This window comes from Psychrobacter sp. 1044 (assembly GCF_904846525.1).
Lineage (GTDB): Bacteria > Pseudomonadota > Gammaproteobacteria > Pseudomonadales > Moraxellaceae > Psychrobacter.
Genome location: NZ_CAJHAZ010000004.1, coordinates 23,245 through 41,650, shown reverse-complemented (window position 1 = coordinate 41,650; position 18,406 = coordinate 23,245). Strand labels below are relative to the sequence as shown.

Genomic DNA, 18,406 nt, shown 5'->3' with positions numbered 1-18,406 from the left:
CTTATACCACCGTCATCATTACCAGCACTAGTAATACAGCCATGCCCAAGCCAAAGCTTGCAGCGTAACCTCGAAGTGACCCAGTTTGCGTCGCAGACAATACCTTATTACCAGCAGATGCCAGCTTAGGCAAGACGAGCCACGCTTTATCGATAGGGTCGGCTTTAAATAAGCGGCCGATGAACAAAAAGGGTTTTACAAAAATTACATCGTATAGCGCATCAAAACCTAGACCATGATAACACCAGTGATATAGCGCCCCACCAACACGTGAGTGCTTAAAGCGGGTGAGCATGCGACCTTTATCCACCACATATAATAGCGCCGCTAATATCAAGCCTGCTGCCATCGCACCCATGGCGATAAACTCAGCCGTATGCTTACCATGCGCTTGACCAGCGACTTCCAATAAATGCCCAACACTCTCTGGCAAGACGCCTTGTAATGGCGGGGTAATAAATGCGCCCACTGCCGTTGATAATACGAGCAACACACTAAGTGGCAGCCAATACGACACACCAGATAACTTATGCGCGTGCGTTTTCTCTTCACCAAAGAAGATAATCCAAATCATACGGAAGGTATAAAGCGCGGTTAAGAAAGCACCGAATACACCCATATAGAATAAGACCATATGACCGGTTGCATAACTCTCCCAAAGAATCGCTTCTTTAGAATAAAAGCCAACGGTGACCCAAGGTATTGCCGCAAGTGCACCGCCACCAACGATATAGCACCAAAATACCAACGGTATCTTTTTACGTAGACCGCCCATCTTAAAGATGTTTTGCTCATGGTGTACCGCAAGAATGACTGCACCTGATGATAAGAATAACAGGGCTTTAAAGAAAGCATGAGTCATCAAATGGAAGATTGCGCCCTGCCACGCGCCAACGCCGAGTGCTAAGAACATATAGCCAATTTGGCTCATGGTTGAGTAAGCAAGAATACGTTTGATGTCGGTCTGTGCCAGTGCACAGAATCCAGCAACGACCAACGTCAACGCCCCTACACCACCGACCCAATATAATAAAATACCAGGCGTCAGCTCAAACAATGGATGTAAGCGAGCGATTAAATAAACACCTGCCGTGACCATCGTTGCCGCATGAATAAGCGCTGATACTGGCGTCGGACCTGCCATCGCATCAGCCAGCCATGTATGTAATGGCAGCTGCGCTGATTTACCCATCGCGCCGCCAACTAACATCATGGTTGTCAACATCATCGTTGGATTGTTGATATCGAATACTTCTGGCGCACGGGTAATAATCTCTTGAATATTAAGCGTACCGAATTCGCGGAATAATAAAAACAGACCGAAGGCTAAGAATACATCACCTACGCGCGTCACCGTAAAGGCTTTCATCGCTGCAAGACCATTGGCGCGGTCATGGTAATAAAAACCGATCAGTAAGTACGAACAGATACCAACGCCTTCCCAGCCAAGATAAAGCAAGAACAAGTTATCTGCTAATACTAGCAATAACATGCTGGCGACGAACAAGTTCATATAGCTAAAGAAACGGGCAAATCCAGTGTCACCTTTCATATACCAAGCGGCAAAGAGATGGATTAAAAAGCCAATCCCAGTGATGACACCCGTCATCGTCAGTGCCAAACCATCAAAGCTCAGACCGAAACTTGGAGCAAAATCTCCGACTTGGAACCATGTCCAAAGCGGAATCTCTATGACCGTTCCTGCTGGATTATTGGTTAAAAAAGTATAACTAACGATTAACGTGCATAGTGCTGATAACAGCATACTACCGACACCGACAATCGCTGCCACCTGCTCTGTTAGCTTGTCGCGCATAAAGGCTAAAATCAAAAAGCCAACGAGCGGGAATATAAAGGTTAATGGTAATAAACTCATGACATCATCCTTTCATCTCATTGGCGCTGTCGACATCGAGATGCCCACGCTGATGATAAAACCGCAATAATATTGCCAAACCAATGGCGGCCTCTGCTGCTGCCAAGGTCAAAATAAAGATAAACATAATCTGTCCATCTGGATCGACCCAACGACTACCTGCTACCACAAATGCTAATGCTGTTGCATTCATCATGATCTCAAGGCTCATTAGCATAAATAGGAAGTTACGTCGTACCATGACGCCGCACAGACCAATGGCAAATAAGATACCTGCCAAAATCAGTCCATGGCTCATGGGTATCATGCCCAGTACATTCTGCGCCTCAGCAACAGGCTGTACTAAGCCCGCTACCTCGTGGGCAAACGGCACGTTTGACACATCTTGTGCCACGCTCGCTGCTAGTACCATTAGTCTGACTCCTTGCGCGTGACTTTATTCACACCCAGCTGCGTACCTACATTCATACTTACATAGTCATGCGGGTCAACATCTTTATATTCGTAAGGTTCTGCCATTTTCGCCGCGTCAGCATCTATAGGCATGCCGTGATTATCGTAGTGTTTGATACTCGCAACATTAGCATTAGATCCTTGACTATCATTACTGTGGTTTGCATTAACAGTAACCTCATCAGCGATAGACTCTTTACCCAAATGATACGCGGCGACCAAGGCTGCCAACAGTAGCAATGCAGCCACTTCTATCAACATCACATATTTAGTAAATAGCACCGTACCCACTGCTTTGGCAGATATTGTCGAGCCACCAATCATTGCCGCTTCGTCATGACCCATACCAATCATCGCATACAGCACAACCGCGATAATAATCGTTAACCCTGTCGGTAGCGCCCAAGTGCCCGCATCAAGCCAGCGCTCTTCACGCTCATCATTGCTCATGCCTAAATTAAGCATCATGATGACAAAAACAAATAGCACCATAATAGCACCGGCATAGACAACAATCTCTAACGCACCAGCAAATGGCGCGCCTAGTACAAAAAATATCCCTGCGATTGCCAGTAATGACACAATCATCGATAAGATAGCATGCACTGGATTGGCTTGAGTCACGACGCGCAGACTGGCAAATATGGCCACTGCTGCAAGCGAATAAAACCCAGCCAGTTCAGGATGGTTCAAAATATTCATCATGGTAGCAAGCTCCTTAGATCAATCGGTGCAGCTTCGTTTTGTGCTGCGCCTTTTGGTTTGTCCGCTACCGCCATACCCGTCACACGATAATAGTTATAATCAGGATATTTACCCGGCCCTGAAATGAGCAAATGCTCTTTTTCATAGACCAAGTCTTGGCGCTTATATTCACCCAACTCAAAGTCAGGCGTCATTTGAATGGCTGTCGTTGGACACGCCTCTTCACACAAGCCACAAAAAATACAGCGCGAAAAGTTAATTCGAAAAAACTCTGGATACCAACGACCGTCTTCACGTTCCGCTTTTTGTAAGGAGATACACCCTACCGGGCATGCCACCGCACACAAGTTACAAGCCACACAGCGCTCGTCTCCATCAGGGTCACGCGTTAGGACAATACGTCCACGAAAACGCGGCGGCACAGGTACCGGCACCTCAGGATAAAGGATGGTGTCACGCGGTCTGAGCGCATGACTATTGACCATCCACATGCTGCGGACAATGGTAAATAGTCCAATGACGGTCTTTTTTATGGTAGTAAACATGGGATTATTATCCTTATCAGCTTTACCCTAGTTCATCAATGATGGCTAGTGATGACTATAACGTTGGGGAAAAGATCAAAATGACCGCAGCAGTAACCAACAGATTAATCAACGTTACTGGCAGACAAACTTTCCAGCCAAAGTTCATCACTTGATCATAACGCGGACGCATGAGTGAGCCTCGAGCCAAAATAAACATGGTCATAAAGAACAGCGTTTTAATCATGAACCAAAAAGCTGGTGGAATAAATGGAATATCTAAATTAAAAGGTGCCAACCAACCACCAAAGAATAAGCACGTCATCAGGGCAGAAATCAGGACAACGTTGACATATTCGCCAATAAAGAACATACCGAACTTCATGCCAGAATATTCAACATGATAGCCTTCAGCCAGCTCTTGTTCTGCTTCTGGCTGATCAAATGGATGTCTATGGGTGACTGCAACACCAGCAACGACAAAGGTCAAAAAGCCAAAAAACTGCGGAATGATATACCAGCCGTCGATTTGCGCCTCAACAATGGCGCGCAAGTTAAATGAGCCTGTCAATGCGACTACGCCCATCAGTGATAAGCCCAAGAAGACTTCATAACTGATCGTTTGTGCAGCAGAGCGCAAACCACCCAGTAGCGAGAATTTATTGGCAGAGGCCCAACCACCGAACATCACTGCATAGACGGCAATACCTGCCATCGCAAAGAAGAACAGAATACCAATGTCCCAATCAGCCACGCCAAGCGTCGGCGAGATAGGAATAATGGCAAATGAGGCCAATGCGGTAAACATCGCGACCGCAGGTGCCAAGGTAAACATAAACTTATCGGTAAAGTTCGGCGTCCAATCTTCTTTAAAGAAGATTTTGAGCATATCAGCAACCAGCTGCAACGAACCAAAGGGTCCGACGCGGTTTGGACCGTAACGGTCTTGCCAGAGTGCTAGCATGCGGCGCTCATAGACAATCATCATAGCGGCAACCATAACCACGACCAAGAAGATGACCAGTGATTGCCCGACCATAAATAAAATGGACCAAGCATCAAAGCTCATGCTACCAGCCAAGAAGCTTGGCACATCAGGGATAATACGGGTAACTTGCATATTACACCTCCTGTGTGGTGGTCGGTGCTGTGTTCATTTGCGCAGCATCGTTATTGTTCATCATATCGTTAGCCATGCTACCCATCATCGTCACTGGTGCATCCACTTTGCGAACCGACGCTGGCATTGATGGATGAATAATACTCACCTGCCCAACTGGGTAACCGATACAGCCTTCTGCTAAATAACCGACAATCTGTACTGGTAAGGTAATTTGTTGCTTATCGACTTCAATCGCTAAGTAATCGCCATTAGCGATGTTCCAGTCCTTAGCATCATCCATCCCGATACGCCATGCAGCAACAGGCAGTTGCTCCGCAACCACTGGGCTACGTGACGCCATCATAGAGCTGGCATAAATATTATTGATAGGCACCAGTTTGGCTTGTCCTTGCTGCATATCGGTCGTCGTCGCAGACATAGCATCTGGTGCAACATATTGACGTGTTTCTAAACGTGCTAGCTGATCGAACATGCGCACACCTGGGTCGCCATTTTTTAGATGACCACCGACCTTGTCTTGATACTTGTTCCACGCTTGCGGTGAGTTCCAGCCTGCCGCATTGGCAAAAGGAATCATTGAGCTTGGCGTTTCTTTACCACTATAACCTTCCATTGAGAAAGTCAAACCGGTGTCTAAATCTTTTGGCTGCATCGGCTCATGCACAGATATCGGTGCACGCATAGCGGTACGACCTGAATAGCGACGCGGCTGACGAGCAATTTTAAGACCCGTCATACGGTAATCGGCATCAGGAGCAGCATTTTTAATACCCGCAAGCTTAGGATGCGTGGCGATCAATGCATTGATGACGTCATCTAGCTGCGTCCAATCAACATCACGACCCTCGATGCTGCTATGCACGGCATGTAACCAGCGCCAGCCCTCTTTAATACTGCTCATTGGATGATAGTATTCGTTGTCGTAAACTTGGAAGAAACGCTGTGCACGACCTTCAGCCGATATCAACGTACCGTCTGCTTCTGCAAAACTAGCCGCAGGTAATACAATATCGACATCTTTGTGCCAATCAAGTAGCTGATGATCTAGCGCAATGACGGTTTTATCAGATAATAGCTGCGTTAATTTATTGGCATCGATGGCATCAGTCAGCTGATTTTCAGCAACGATAACCACATCAAAATCAGTGGCCAGCAGCTCTTCTACTGATTGACCTCCAAGCATGCAAACACCCATGCTATTGGCATCGGTAACTGTTAAGTAGATACCTGCTTGTGCATGATACTTATTGTTTACTTCTTTCAGCTCAAGTTTTTTAGCAGGAGCGCGTTCTACATTGTCTTGAGTTTCTGTATCAACACCGGTTTCAGGTTTGTTTGGTTTAGCAGATAGCTCTTTATCTTCTATTTGCGCTTGCTCATCACGGACTTGAGCATTATACGTGTCCACTTGCTGCTGTTCAGTCGCTTTAATGGCTGAGCGTTTTTGGGTCAATGCTTGAGTAATCTGCGCCGCTGCTTCGATCAATACGGTAGACGATAAGCTGCTACCCGAGATGACCAGTGGCTTATCCGCTTGAATCAAGTCATAAGCGATTTGCTTCGCTAATGCTTGCATACCGTCAGTCTCAGTACTGGCATTAGTACTAGTAGCAGTATCGACATCTTGCTCAGCTGCTTGTGGATCTGCGATTTCTGCGAAATCATCAGCGAAATTGGCAATTTCATCAGCGACTTTAAAGCCAAGTTTAGTGATGTCTTCAGGCGTTGCTACGACACTGACTTTACTGATGTCTTCTAGCTTAGTCTGTACCACGTCGATGACATAAACTGGGCTTAACGCATCTTGAGCAATACGTTTAACAGGCTCTGCAAGCCACGGCTGCGTTTGCAACGCCGCTGCCATTTTCAGGCCTTCATTTTTTGCCGCTTGGCGTACTGACAACGCGACACGTGATGAAGTTTGGGTGATATCTTCACCCAATACCAACACCGCATCATAACTTTCGATATCAGTCATGCTAGGGTTATAAATACCATCAGTACTTAATACTTCGATGCATTTATTGACCAGTGCTTGCTGCTGATGATTGAGACCCGTTGAAAACTTATCAAAGCCAACGAGATTTTTTAGCGCAAAGTTGGTTTCTAGACTGGCGCGCGGTGAGCCAATACCGATGACTTTTTTATCTTTGATACGCTTGATGGTTTCATCAAGTGCGTAGTCAATATTGATTTTGACATGCTTATCGTTGATACGCTCAAGCGCTTGGGTTGGGCGATCGTCACGATTGACATAGCCATAACCAAAGCGGCCACGGTCACATAAGAAATAGCGGTTTACTTCACCATTATAGCGGTTTTCAATACGGCGCAATTCACCATAACGCTCACCCGGTGAGATATTACAACCTGCTGAGCAACCATGACAGATGCTTGGCGCATACTGCATGTCCCATTTACGGTTGTAGCGCTCAGAATGCGTTTTATCGGTAAAGACACCCGTTGGGCATACTTCCGTTAAGTTACCTGAGAATTCGCTTTCGAACTGGCCATCTTTATCACGGCCAAAGTAAACGCGATTGTTTGAGCCGTAAACACCCAAATCTTCGCCGCCTGCGTAGTCTTTATAAAAACGGACACAGCGATAGCAAGCGATACAGCGGTTCATCTCATGCGCGATGAATGGGCCAAGCTCTTGGTTATGATGCGTGCGTTTGGTAAAGCGATAACGACGACGGCTATGACCTGACATATAGGTCATGTCTTGCAAATGGCAATGTCCGCCCTCTTCGCAAGTTGGACAGTCATGTGGATGGTTGGTCATCAGTAACTCAACCATCGACTTGCGGAATGCTTTGGCTTCATCGTCAGTGACAGAGATATACATGTCATCGCCCGGAGCGACCATACATGACATCACAAGACGGCCGCGACCTGCTTCCATATCTTCTTTGTTTTGGAATTGCTTGACCGCGCACTGACGGCACGAGCCTACTGAGCCAAGGGCTGGATGATAACAAAAATACGGCACATCAATGCCGAGTGATAAGCAGGCTTGTAGCAAGTTATCTGCGCTATCTACTTCGACAGTGGTTCCATCAATATGTATGACTGCCATGCCGCTCTCCTTATTTCACTTCTGGCTGTTGATTGGCTGCCGCATCAATGACATCGACACCAACCGCCTGCGCGATTTTTTGATCAAACTCTGGACGGAAATATTTAATCGCACTCATCAGTGGTTCCATCGCACCCGGCGCATGTGCACAGAAAGTTTTACCAATCCATAAGTCACGCGTAAGGCCTTCTAGCTTTTCCACATCGCCGACTTGCCCTTCACCATCATTGATAGCAGTAAGCAATTTGACACCCCAAGGCAGACCGTCACGGCATGGCGTACACCAACCGCAGGATTCGCGTTGGAAGAAAATCTCGAGATTACGAACGAGTGGCACCATATCTTGTGTTTCATCCACGACCATAATTAGCCCAGTACCCATACGGCTACCTGCTTTTTGAATGGTGTCAAAATCCACCACCACATCTAAATGCTCAGTGGTTAAAAAGTCAGTAGAGGCACCGCCCGGTAGCCAAGCTTTGAGGGTTTTACCTTCGATCATACCACCCGCTAAATCTTCAATGATTTCGCGTGCCGTATAACCAAACGGTAACTCCCACAGACCTGGGTCATTGACTAAACCTGAGCAGCCAAACAGTTTGGTACCCGGTGTCTGGCTCTTGCCTTTGATGTTAGATAATGACTGATACCATTCAACACCATGGTTCAAGATGGCTGGCATGTTACACAAGGTCTCAACGTTATTGACAACCGTTGGACGACCCCATGCACCAGATATTTGCGGGAAAGGCGGCTTGGTACGTGGGTTGGCACGGCGACCTTCCAAGCAGTTAATCAATGCGGTTTCTTCACCGCAAATATAACGTCCAGCGCCAGTATGCACATGCAGATTAAAACTAAAATCTGAGCCTAAAATATTCTTGCCCATTAGATTATTGGCCAAGCATTCTTCGATAGCAGCGACCAAACGTTCAGCGGCCAAGATGTACTCACCACGGATAAAGATATACCCGTCAGTTGCACCAATCGCATGCGCGGTAATCAACATACCTTCAATTAACTGAAACGGTAGGCGCTCCATCAATAGGCGATCTTTAAAGGTGCCCGGCTCCATTTCATCAGCATTACAGATGAGATAACGTGGTAGACCATCTGGCGGTGACATAAATGTCCATTTCAAACCAGCATTAAAACCTGCACCGCCGCGACCTCTAACGTTAGCAGCTTTAATCATGTCACCGACTGCTTTGGGCGATTGACTCAAAGCTTGCTTTAAGCCATCAAAGCCTTTTAACGACTCATAGGTGGTCAAATCTAGTACGGCATCATGGTGTGCTAGACGCCATGTTAACGGTTTGGTTTCGCTAGTCGCTGTTGCTTTATCACCATAAATTGGAATGCGCTGCTCATTGAGCTGGCTTGGCGCTTTGCCTTGACTACGTTGAGCAATCTGCTCTGAAAGCGTTAATCTCATGCGTATAGCTCCAATAATTGCGTGACTTCTTCAGGCTGAACAGGACCATACGTGTCTTCGTCAATCAACACAGCAGGGCCTTTATCACAGTTACCTAAGCAGCAAATTGGCAATAGCGTAAAACGACCATCAGCCGTTGTCTGACCATACTCAATACCCAGCTGCGATCTGATTTCAGACGATAACGCCTCATAGCCTGTCAAAAAACAAGCCACTGAATCACAGATAAGGATGACGTGGCGACCGACAGGCTGACGATAAATACGGTTAAAGAAAGTAGCAACCCCGTCCATATCTGACATCGGAATGTCTAGAATATTGGCAATGGCATTCACTTGTGCGTCATCGACCCAGCCGTTGCGCTTTTGCACAATCTTTAGCGCATCGAGCGAAGCAGCACGTGCTTGTGGGTAATGGTGCATAAACTCATGAATAGCCGCAATTTCCTCGCTAGTGAGAATGCTTGCCACATCTACTTTTGGCATTTTGTCGGAAACAATTTTCATAGTCTTCTATCTGTCCTCACTCATCACGCTTTATCAGCTAATAGCGACAGTCTTATAAGTGTCGCTATATGGCAAGATATCAGCATTTTGGTGTGCCATTTGGCAATGATATATTGATAAACGTATTTCTTTAATAACAATAATTTTCTGATCAAAGCATTAGACTAAAGTATTAGCGATCACAGTCAGCCATTACAATATCAATCGATGCCAAATACATAATGGCATCAGAGACGAGCGAGCCATTAATCACCGATGGCATCTGCTGCAAATGCGCAAATGTCGGCGTACGAATACGGGTACGATAGCTCATCGTCGCCTTATCCGATGTGATGTAATAGCTGTTCAACCCTTTGGTCGCTTCTACAATCGTCGTACACTCGCCCGCTGGCATCACAGGACCCCAAGATACTGAGATAAAGTGATTAATCAAGGTTTCAATATCGTTTAAGGTACGGTCTTTTGGCGGTGGTACCGCTAGTGGATGATCGGCTTTATAAGGGCCTTGTGGCATGTTATCCATGCACTGGCGAATAATACGTAGCGACTGACGCATCTCTTCGACTTTTACCATACAGCGATCATAAGCATCACCGTTATAACCGACTGGCACTTCAAAGTCGTAATTCTCATAGCCCATGTATGGACGTGCTTTACGCAAATCGAAGTCAACGCCTGTCGCGCGCAGACCTGCACCAGTGACGCCCCACGCTAATGCTTGCTTAGCATTATACTGAGCAACGCCTTGGGTGCGGCCTTTGAGCACGCTATTTTGCAATGCCGCTTTGACATATTCGTCCAAGCGTTTTGGCATCCAATCCAAGAATTCGCGAACCAGACGCTGCCAGCCACGTGGTAGATCAGCAGCCGTACCGCCGATACGGAACCAAGCAGGATGCATACGATAGCCAGTCACGGCTTCGATGACGTCGTAAGCTTTTTGGCGATCGGTAAACATATAGAATACAGGGGTCATGCCACCCGCATCCTGAATGAACGTACCAACGAATAGCAAGTTATTGGTAATACGGAAAAACTCACTCATCATCACGCGGATAGTCTCAGCGCGCGGTGGAATCGTAATCCCAGCCAGCTTTTCGACCGACATGATGTACGGCAGCTCATTCATCACACCGCCGAGATAATCGATACGGTCGGTATAAGGAATAAATGAGTGCCAAGTTTGACGCTCAGCCATTTTTTCTGCACCGCGATGGTGATAACCGATATCAGGGATACAATCGACGACTTCTTCACCATCGAGCTGTAGCACAAGTCTAAAAGCACCGTGAGCAGAGGGATGGTTAGGACCGATGTTCAAGAACATAAAGTCTTCATCACGACCTGAGCGTTTCATGCCCCATTCTTCTGGGACAAAACGCAAGTTTTCTTGCTCGTACTGCTGCTTGGCGGTATTCAAGAAATATGGAGTAAACTCAGTCGCACGAGCATGATACTCTTTACGCAGTGGATGACCTTCCCAGTATTTTGGTAATAGAATACGGGTCAAATGCGGATGACCGGTAAAGACAATACCGAACATGTCCCACACTTCACGCTCGTACCAGTTGGCATTTGGCCAAATCTGCGTAGCGCTCGGTACATTGACATCGTCTTCACTCAGCGCGACTTTAATACGCACATCACTATTACGCTCAAGCGACATTAGGTGATAAAACACTGTAAAGTCACTGTCAGGCAACCCTTGGCGATGCTGACGCAGACGCTCATCTATCGCTGACAAGTCAAATAGCATGACGTATGGCTGGGGTAATTTACGCAAGAATAAAAGAACGTCGAGCAAATCAGCACGTGCCACCCAAACCGTTGGAATCTCATCCACAGTGTGTTGCACGACAAACTTACCGGCATACTTCTGCTCCAGCTCGGTGATAACCGCTGGAATAGGCTTAATATTAGGATCTATGTTTTCAACTACCGTGACCATGAATGATGTATTCCTTCATTAATCATCATTGAGCTATGTTGAGCCTAACCGAGCTATGTTAATCATAACTGAACCATGTTAATCATAACTGAACTACGCTAAACATAAGCGAACTACGATGAATATATGCGTACTGAGCACTTTTACGGATTGTGTATGATTGAGCCAAACTAAAACATGATATAACCAAATAATTTATGCCTAATATGCTATTTATCAAATGCAGTTTGGCTACAGGCTCGCTGATTAAATACTGTCTGGGCTACGCAAGTTTTTCACAGCGATACGATCTGCTTGCTTACGGTCACGCTCAGGCGTCATTTGTGGCTGATAGATACCCTGATCATTGACATGAATACCTAGCGGGCGACGCTCTTTAGTAATCGACTCTTGCAGCAACATTAAGCCTTGGATCAACGCTTCTGGACGCGGCGGACAACCGGGCACATAGACATCAACAGGAATAATTTTATCCACGCCTTGCACGACCGAATAGATATCATACATACCGCCCGAATTGGCACAGGCACCCATCGAGATAACCCATTTTGGCTCAAGCATTTGCTCATAAAGGCGCTGAATAACCGGTGCCATTTTGACAAAACAAGTACCAGCGACGATCATCACATCTGCCTGACGGGGCGACGCGCGGATAACTTCGGCACCAAAACGTGACAAATCATGAACGGCAGTTAGGGTGGTGGCATATTCGACATAACAGCAAGAAGTACCAAAGTTAAATGGCCAAAGTGAGTGCTTGCGCCCCCAGTTTGCTGTTGAATGGACGAGGTCTTCGAGACGACCCATAAAGACGTTTTTATTCACTTCGTCTTCGATTGGGTCATTGACCGTTTGACTGGTCTGTGCAGGATAGATATCTGCACCAGGGTTGGCTTTTGTTAATGTGTATTTCATAACATACAACCTTTATATTAGGCGAAGCGCAGCAATCATCTTGCTTCCGCTATCCCCTTAACTTCTATTATTAATAAGCGACCATTTTGCAGTAACGTGCCACAAGACCGTCAAAAGCGATTAGCGTTTGACTTTGTCTTGTTGTGCAGATGTGGCAAAATCCATGGAAGTCACATTACCAGTAGTATTAATATGATCGATATTTTGCAAGTGACGGCGATTAGTCTCGATATTGTTCGAGACGTTAATCTGCCCTGAAGACTGGGCTGGTATCTTGCCAGTTGGATCGACCATCAGCTCATCGACGCCATCAAACTGCGTAATATCTGCCAAATTAAAACCTGCCGGAGCTGCATATAGACGTGGTTGCTTGCGGCGCTTGTCCGATGGTGCCCAATTCATCGCACCCAGACTGAGCTCGTATACCAAGCCTATAATCAAGATGGTAATGAATATCGCGGCAGCAGCGAAGCCCAGCCAGCCTGCTTCACGTACTGAAACGGCATAAGCGTACAAATATAGCGCTTCTAAATCAAAGATAACGAAGAAGATTGCCACCAAATAGAATTTGGCAGACAAACGAATACGGGCGTTGCCAGCTCCGACAACACCCGCTTCAAATACTTCTTCTTTTTGTGAGCCCTGAGAGCGACCGCCAAGCAAACGCGGCACAACCAGCATAAAGACCACTAGCCCAATGGCGGCTAAGATAAAAGCAATGGCTGACCAATTAAAAGCAGACATGATAATACGTGCTCCTCACCCAATCGAGTGTCAAGCGCAGCGCGCATACTCACAAACTATAGAGTGGTAATAGCGACTGGCATAACGCAGACGAAAACACAAAGTAACTGCCATTGGGTCTTAATAACTCAATGGCTCATATAGATACTGTGCTGGTAATAACCAATTATCAAGCTTATTGACGACGATGTCAGACATGACCAACTATAGATACTCCGATATATAACGGAGAAAGGCTGGTCGCCTAACGCATCTTCTAACAACGTAAGATCAACGTATTAAATCAATATCATATTCGATAGTTTATTTAATTGATTTAATAGCTCATTACACGTGGTCAACAATGACGAGACAACTGGCATAAATTATTTACGTACTATACGCATATCAGTGCCTAAAAGCTAGTTTTTAACTGTATTGAACGGTCACTTTATAGGTGAAAGAAACATGTTTTTTTTACCATGAATTATGATATAGACGTTACCTTATATTAAGCCTAAATCCACATTTTTGAGTGGACGCTAGTATATATAGTATAAGTCACGAAAAATTAACGCTTTTTTACTGGGTGCCGATCCTTGAACTCCTCCCCAATGTGACGGTTTTTGCTTTATAATAACCCGCCTAATTGCATGGTAGTATCAGCGGCTGTTTTAACGATGGCGCTCTCGATTAATTGTCACAAAATATTAACGGTCATGAGCGTGATTAGCGGATAGGTTGATTAACCTTATCGACGCCATGTTTTGATATCGAGATGACGCAACAAACTATAATGCTATGTTGCCATCTTGCGCTATCGATCTGCCTCATACGTGCCGTTTTTATCTCACTGAGCAACGCTTGATATCAACACTCGCCTTTTTTGCTTTCTTTTTGCTTTTGTCTTACAGGTCACCTTATGAGTCAACTTAATCCCAAACAACAAGAAGCGATGCTTTACGTATCCGGTCCATTGCTTGTGCTAGCAGGTGCCGGCTCCGGTAAGACATCGGTGATTACCCGCAAGATTGCGTATCTAATCGAAGAATGCAACATGCCAGCCGAGCGTATTACCGCGGTGACCTTTACCAATAAAGCGGCGCGCGAGATGAAAGCCCGTGTCAGTAAATTGCTGCCGAGTGAAAAAACTCGCGGGCTAACGGTGTCTACCTTTCACCAATTTGGGCTACAGTTTTTGCGTTATGAGCTGATTCATACCCCGCTCAAAGGTAACTTCTCCATCATGGACAGCGACGACAGTAAGCGTTTGCTGATGGAGCTGATGATGCGTGACAATTTAAGCGGCGCTGAAAGTCGTGAATTGGTCGGTAAAGCCATTAAAATGATTTCTGACTGGAAAAACGATCTGATTGAGCCGGATAAGGCGATGGAAACCTTAGACGATCCAGAAGACATGATCTTCGCCAACCTCTATGCCTTATATGAGCGCAATTTGCGTGCTTATAACGCCGTTGATTTCGATGATTTGATTGTCCTGCCGACCAAGATATTACGTGAAAACAGAGAGCTGCGTGATAAATGGCAAAACCGTATACGCTATTTATTGGTCGATGAATATCAAGATACCAACACCGCCCAGTATGAGATGATTAAATACTTAGTCGGACCGCAAGGGCGTTTTACCGTCGTGGGCGATGACGATCAATCTATCTATGCGTGGCGCGGTGCAAAACCGGAAAACATGGCGCTACTCAAAGAAGATTTCCCAAAACTCAAAATCGTCATGCTTGAGCAAAACTATCGCTCGACCACGCGTATTTTGACCTCTGCCAATGCCGTTATTACCAATAACGAGCATTTATTTGAGAAGAAACTCTGGTCAGATAAAGGTCAAGGTGAAAAAATTCGCATTATTAACTGTCGTAATGATGATGATGAGTCTGAGCGTGTGGCAAAAGAGATTGTCACTCATAAACTGCGTTTCGGTAATGAGTGGGAGCAATATGCCGTTCTTTATCGCAGTAACTTTCAGGCACGCATGCTAGAGGCGCAGTTGCGTCAACTGCAAGTGCCTTATAAGTTGTCGGGTGGTCAGTCGTTCTTTGCACGTAGTGAAATTAAAGACATCATGGGCTATCTGCGTTTGATTCTTAACCCTGAAGACGACAGTGCGTTTTTACGTATTATCAATACGCCTAAGCGTGGAATGGGGCCAGCAACGCTAGAGAAGTTAGGCTTATTTTCACAAGAGCATAGCATCTCGCTACTCGCTTCTTGTACGCATGCAGGGCTCGCGCATGTTTTGCCATCGAAGGCTTATGGTACGATAAAGGAGTTCGGTGAGTTTATTGAACATTATACGCGTGAGCTCGATCAGCATCCTGACCCTGTGCCTATCGTCCGCCAAATGATTGATGAAACGGGTTATATCGACTTTGTGCGTAGCGACGCCAAAACCCCGCAACAAGAAAAAAACCGTATCGATAATATTGATATGCTCTACACTAGTATTCAATCACTGATTAATCGCGCCGAAGAAGACGAAGATCGCACCATTGATACCATCATTCGTAAGCTGGTGTTGCTGGATATGCTTGAGCAACAGCAAGAAGAAGAAAACACCAACAAGGTTAACTTGATGACCTTGCATGCAGCAAAAGGTTTGGAATTTGATTTTGTGTATATCATGGGGCTTGAAGAAGAAATGCTACCGCACCGCAATTCCATCCTAAGCGAGACGGTCGAAGAAGAACGGCGCTTGATGTATGTGGGCATTACTCGTGCGCGTCGAGAGCTGACATTGACACTAGCGACTCAGCGCCGTGCGGGCGGTCAGATGCGTGTCACCTCTGAATCGCGCTTTTTAGATGAGTTACCAGAAGAGCATATCGACTGGCCAGCCAAGGCAAAAAAGAAAAAAGCGACTAAAGACCCTGAAGCCGTTGCTGATGAATACTTGGCTAATATTCGCGCTTTATTGGGTAATCGTTAGCGTTTGGCTCAGCGCTTGAGAGCATCACCAGTTAGCGACATGAGAAATTAGCACTTATTCGACATTTTAGTGTTTGTTATTATTTATACTTTTTAAAAACTTTGGAACCTTTATGCCTACCCCTATGCCTGATCAGGAACGACCATCTACGCTACAGGGAGATTATAATCCGGCAGAGTATAGCGGCGAATATAAGCTTCTATACCTGCAAAGTTTGGTTGCTGACAAGGCTTACGAGGCGATTACTGAGTTTTTAGAAAAGCAGTCCAAATATGAGATTGCGAGCCTATTAGAATCGTTCCCTAGCCAAAATCGCTTATTGATTTGGGCACAAGTACCAGAAAACATCAAAGGCGAAGTGCTTGCCGAGTTAGAGTTTGATACACGCCAGCCGCTGTTAGAAAACGTCTCATCGAAAGATATTTCCTTATTTACTCAAGACCTTGATGCGCAAGACATCTCTGAGATTTTAGATACTGTCACCGAAAGTGTGCGTACCTCGGTCATGGCAACCTTGGATGAAGACATCCGAGTGCAGGTCAACAAGCTTGACACCTATGCTGACTGGGAAGTCGGTCGTTATATGGATCCTGACCTCATTCAGATCAGGGATGATATCACCCTTGCAGAAGTACAGAACTGGCTACGAGAAAATGACGATTTGCTCGATGATGAAAGCCAAGAGCTGCTGGTCGTCGATCAAAGCCAACAATTACTCGGGCTGCTCAGTCTGGTCGATTTGATTAAACATGATCAAACTACCTTAGTCTCAGAATTGATTGATAACGCCATTACTATTAACGATCGCTTAGACATTCAAGATGCCGCAGCGATTTTTCGCTCAGAGGATATTCGTTTTGCCCCCGTTATTAATAGCCATGGTGAGTTGGTCGGTCAGTTAAATGGCGAGGACATCATGGAAATTATCCAAGATGATGTCGATAGCACCATGAAAAATCTCGCAGGTGTCAGCCAAGATGAAGAGCTGTTTGCGCCTATTTTAACCAGTGCCAAAAGCCGCAGTATTTGGCTAGGCATTAACTTGTGTACCGCCTTATTGGCTGCCGCTGTGATTGGTCAGTTCGAGGCGGTACTGGCAAAAGTGGTGGCGCTGGCGATACTCATGCCTGTGGTTGCGAGTATGGGCGGTATTGCCGGGTCTCAGACATTAACTGTCGTCATTCGCGGTATGGCGATGGGTCAAATCGGTGGTTCCAACCGTTTATGGTTATTAAATAAAGAGCTGTGGGTTGGCGCGATAAACGGTATCATATGGGCGATAATCATGGCGATTATTGCCCAACTATGGTTTCATGACATTAAAATCAGTGCCGTCATTGGTTTTGCCATTGCCATTAATATGACTGCTGCTAACGTTTCGGGCATTAGTATTCCACTGCTCCTAAAACGCATGAATATTGACCCTGCCCTATCCGCCTCGGTTATTTTAACCACCGTGACAGATATCGTCGGCTTTATGTCATTCTTAGGTTTGGCGAGTGTGTTGATACTATAATCACATAGCCAACGTTAAAACTATATTATTTAGAATCATATAGTTTAGAAATTATATTATTTAGAAGCAATATTATTTAGAAGCAATATTATTTAGAAACTATCCAACCGTTAAGTGAGTGCGTTATGCAAGCTGTACAAGTTAAAGTATTAAACCCTAAAATTACTGAAGATAAAGCGTTCTCGTTACCGACACGCGCCACTGATGGCAGCGCTGGTATCGACTTGCGCGCTTGTATTGATGAGCCATTGACGATTAAAGCAGGTGCCACGCATTTAATTGGTACTGGTTTGGCGGTTTATATCCAAGATCCTAACTTTGCAGGGATGATTTTACCGCGCTCAGGTCTTGGTCATAAGCACGGTATCGTCTTGGGTAATTTGGTTGGCTTGATTGATGCCGATTATCAAGGTGAGCTGATGGTCAGTATTTGGAATCGTAGTAATGAAGACTTTGTGTTGAATCCTGCGGAACGTATGGCACAATATGTCGTCGTACCCGTTGCCCGCCCTGAGTTTGAAGTGGTATCAGAGTTTAGTGATACCAGTGCACGCGGTGCGGGCGGCTTTGGACATTCAGGCCGCCAATAATCAGTTATCATTACTGATTTACCATGTTAATTGTATTTTAGTCATCACAAAATCACC

14 protein-coding genes are annotated in these 18,406 nt (G+C 45.7%); 3 read left to right on the top strand and 11 right to left on the bottom strand.

Annotated elements, in window-relative coordinates; all coding sequences use genetic code 11:
* Position 1 precedes the first annotated feature (1 nt).
* The 11 genes from nuoL to ndhC all read right to left on the bottom strand — a co-directional run bounded on the left by nuoL (position 2) and on the right by ndhC (position 13,308).
* Positions 2-1,876, bottom strand: coding sequence for an NADH-quinone oxidoreductase subunit L (nuoL, locus tag JMX82_RS03700; RefSeq protein WP_060490575.1), 1,875 nt, complete (start codon positions 1,874-1,876; stop codon positions 2-4).
* 4 nt (positions 1,877-1,880) lie between these two features.
* The gene (nuoK, locus tag JMX82_RS03695) at positions 1,881-2,189 is read right to left on the bottom strand and encodes an NADH-quinone oxidoreductase subunit NuoK (RefSeq protein ID WP_045445153.1); all 309 of its coding nucleotides are present in this window, start codon (positions 2,187-2,189) and stop codon (positions 1,881-1,883) included.
* Positions 2,190-2,287: 98 nt separating this feature from the next.
* A complete protein-coding gene (nuoJ, locus tag JMX82_RS03690) occupies positions 2,288-3,034 on the bottom strand; it encodes an NADH-quinone oxidoreductase subunit J (RefSeq protein ID WP_201539524.1) in 747 nt (248 codons plus the stop codon).
* Entirely contained in the window at positions 3,031-3,579 is a 549-nt protein-coding gene (gene nuoI / locus JMX82_RS03685) for an NADH-quinone oxidoreductase subunit NuoI (RefSeq protein WP_045444743.1), read from the bottom strand. Before nuoI ends, nuoJ begins: the two co-directional genes overlap by 4 nt.
* A gap of 55 nt (positions 3,580-3,634) precedes the next feature.
* Complete coding sequence (gene nuoH / locus JMX82_RS03680; protein ID WP_045445151.1) at positions 3,635-4,627, bottom strand: NADH-quinone oxidoreductase subunit NuoH; 993 nt, start codon at positions 4,625-4,627, stop codon at positions 3,635-3,637.
* Positions 4,628-4,679: 52 nt separating this feature from the next.
* Positions 4,680-7,760: an NADH-quinone oxidoreductase subunit NuoG gene (nuoG, locus tag JMX82_RS03675; RefSeq protein WP_201539523.1), complete on the bottom strand. Its 3,081-nt coding sequence runs from the start codon at positions 7,758-7,760 to the stop codon at positions 4,680-4,682.
* A 10-nt stretch (positions 7,761-7,770) separates the two neighbouring features.
* Positions 7,771-9,195 carry an NADH-quinone oxidoreductase subunit NuoF gene (gene nuoF / locus JMX82_RS03670; protein ID WP_201539522.1) on the bottom strand — a complete coding sequence of 475 codons (1,425 nt, stop codon included), beginning with the start codon at positions 9,193-9,195 and terminating at the stop codon, positions 7,771-7,773.
* Positions 9,192-9,701 carry an NADH-quinone oxidoreductase subunit NuoE gene (nuoE, locus tag JMX82_RS03665; RefSeq protein WP_109592522.1) on the bottom strand — a complete coding sequence of 170 codons (510 nt, stop codon included), beginning with the start codon at positions 9,699-9,701 and terminating at the stop codon, positions 9,192-9,194. Before nuoE ends, nuoF begins: the two co-directional genes overlap by 4 nt.
* Positions 9,702-9,873: 172 nt before the next feature.
* Positions 9,874-11,649 carry an NADH-quinone oxidoreductase subunit C/D gene (gene nuoC / locus JMX82_RS03660; RefSeq protein WP_201539521.1) on the bottom strand — a complete coding sequence of 592 codons (1,776 nt, stop codon included), beginning with the start codon at positions 11,647-11,649 and terminating at the stop codon, positions 9,874-9,876.
* A gap of 246 nt (positions 11,650-11,895) precedes the next feature.
* Positions 11,896-12,564 carry a NuoB/complex I 20 kDa subunit family protein gene (locus JMX82_RS03655; protein ID WP_201539520.1) on the bottom strand — a complete coding sequence of 223 codons (669 nt, stop codon included), beginning with the start codon at positions 12,562-12,564 and terminating at the stop codon, positions 11,896-11,898.
* A 120-nt stretch (positions 12,565-12,684) separates the two neighbouring features.
* Complete coding sequence (gene ndhC, locus JMX82_RS03650; RefSeq protein ID WP_055124534.1) at positions 12,685-13,308, bottom strand: NADH-quinone oxidoreductase subunit A; 624 nt, start codon at positions 13,306-13,308, stop codon at positions 12,685-12,687.
* Positions 13,309-14,209: 901 nt separating this feature from the next.
* On the opposite strand from ndhC, the gene JMX82_RS03645 reads away from it, so the two are divergent.
* The 3 genes from JMX82_RS03645 to dut all read left to right on the top strand — a co-directional run bounded on the left by JMX82_RS03645 (position 14,210) and on the right by dut (position 18,349).
* Entirely contained in the window at positions 14,210-16,243 is a 2,034-nt protein-coding gene (locus JMX82_RS03645; RefSeq protein ID WP_201539519.1) for a UvrD-helicase domain-containing protein, read from the top strand.
* A 112-nt stretch (positions 16,244-16,355) separates the two neighbouring features.
* Positions 16,356-17,759, top strand: a complete 1,404-nt coding sequence (gene mgtE / locus JMX82_RS03640) for a magnesium transporter (protein ID WP_083475673.1) — start codon at positions 16,356-16,358, stop codon at positions 17,757-17,759.
* A gap of 125 nt (positions 17,760-17,884) precedes the next feature.
* Positions 17,885-18,349, top strand: coding sequence for a dUTP diphosphatase (gene dut, locus JMX82_RS03635; protein WP_045444733.1), 465 nt, complete (start codon positions 17,885-17,887; stop codon positions 18,347-18,349).
* Positions 18,350-18,406: the final 57 nt, after the last annotated feature.

Excerpts from the sequence above, each read along its gene's own strand:
- nuoL (WP_060490575.1), bottom strand. The coding sequence starts at position 1,876 with ATGAGTTTATTACCATTAACCTTTATATTCCCGCTCGTTGGCTTTTTG.
- nuoJ (WP_201539524.1), bottom strand. The coding sequence starts at position 3,034 with ATGATGAATATTTTGAACCATCCTGAACTGGCTGGGTTTTATTCGCTT.
- nuoI (WP_045444743.1), bottom strand. The coding sequence starts at position 3,579 with ATGTTTACTACCATAAAAAAGACCGTCATTGGACTATTTACCATTGTC.
- nuoH (WP_045445151.1), bottom strand. The coding sequence starts at position 4,627 with ATGAGCTTTGATGCTTGGTCCATTTTATTTATGGTCGGGCAATCACTG.
- nuoG (WP_201539523.1), bottom strand. The coding sequence starts at position 7,760 with ATGGCAGTCATACATATTGATGGAACCACTGTCGAAGTAGATAGCGCA.
- nuoF (WP_201539522.1), bottom strand. The coding sequence starts at position 9,195 with ATGAGATTAACGCTTTCAGAGCAGATTGCTCAACGTAGTCAAGGCAAA.
- nuoE (WP_109592522.1), bottom strand. The coding sequence starts at position 9,701 with ATGAAAATTGTTTCCGACAAAATGCCAAAAGTAGATGTGGCAAGCATT.
- nuoC (WP_201539521.1), bottom strand. The coding sequence starts at position 11,649 with ATGGTCACGGTAGTTGAAAACATAGATCCTAATATTAAGCCTATTCCA.
- JMX82_RS03655 (WP_201539520.1), bottom strand. The coding sequence starts at position 12,564 with ATGAAATACACATTAACAAAAGCCAACCCTGGTGCAGATATCTATCCT.
- ndhC (WP_055124534.1), bottom strand. The coding sequence starts at position 13,308 with ATGTCTGCTTTTAATTGGTCAGCCATTGCTTTTATCTTAGCCGCCATT.
- JMX82_RS03645 (WP_201539519.1), top strand. The coding sequence starts at position 14,210 with ATGAGTCAACTTAATCCCAAACAACAAGAAGCGATGCTTTACGTATCC.
- mgtE (WP_083475673.1), top strand. The coding sequence starts at position 16,356 with ATGCCTACCCCTATGCCTGATCAGGAACGACCATCTACGCTACAGGGA.
- dut (WP_045444733.1), top strand. The coding sequence starts at position 17,885 with ATGCAAGCTGTACAAGTTAAAGTATTAAACCCTAAAATTACTGAAGAT.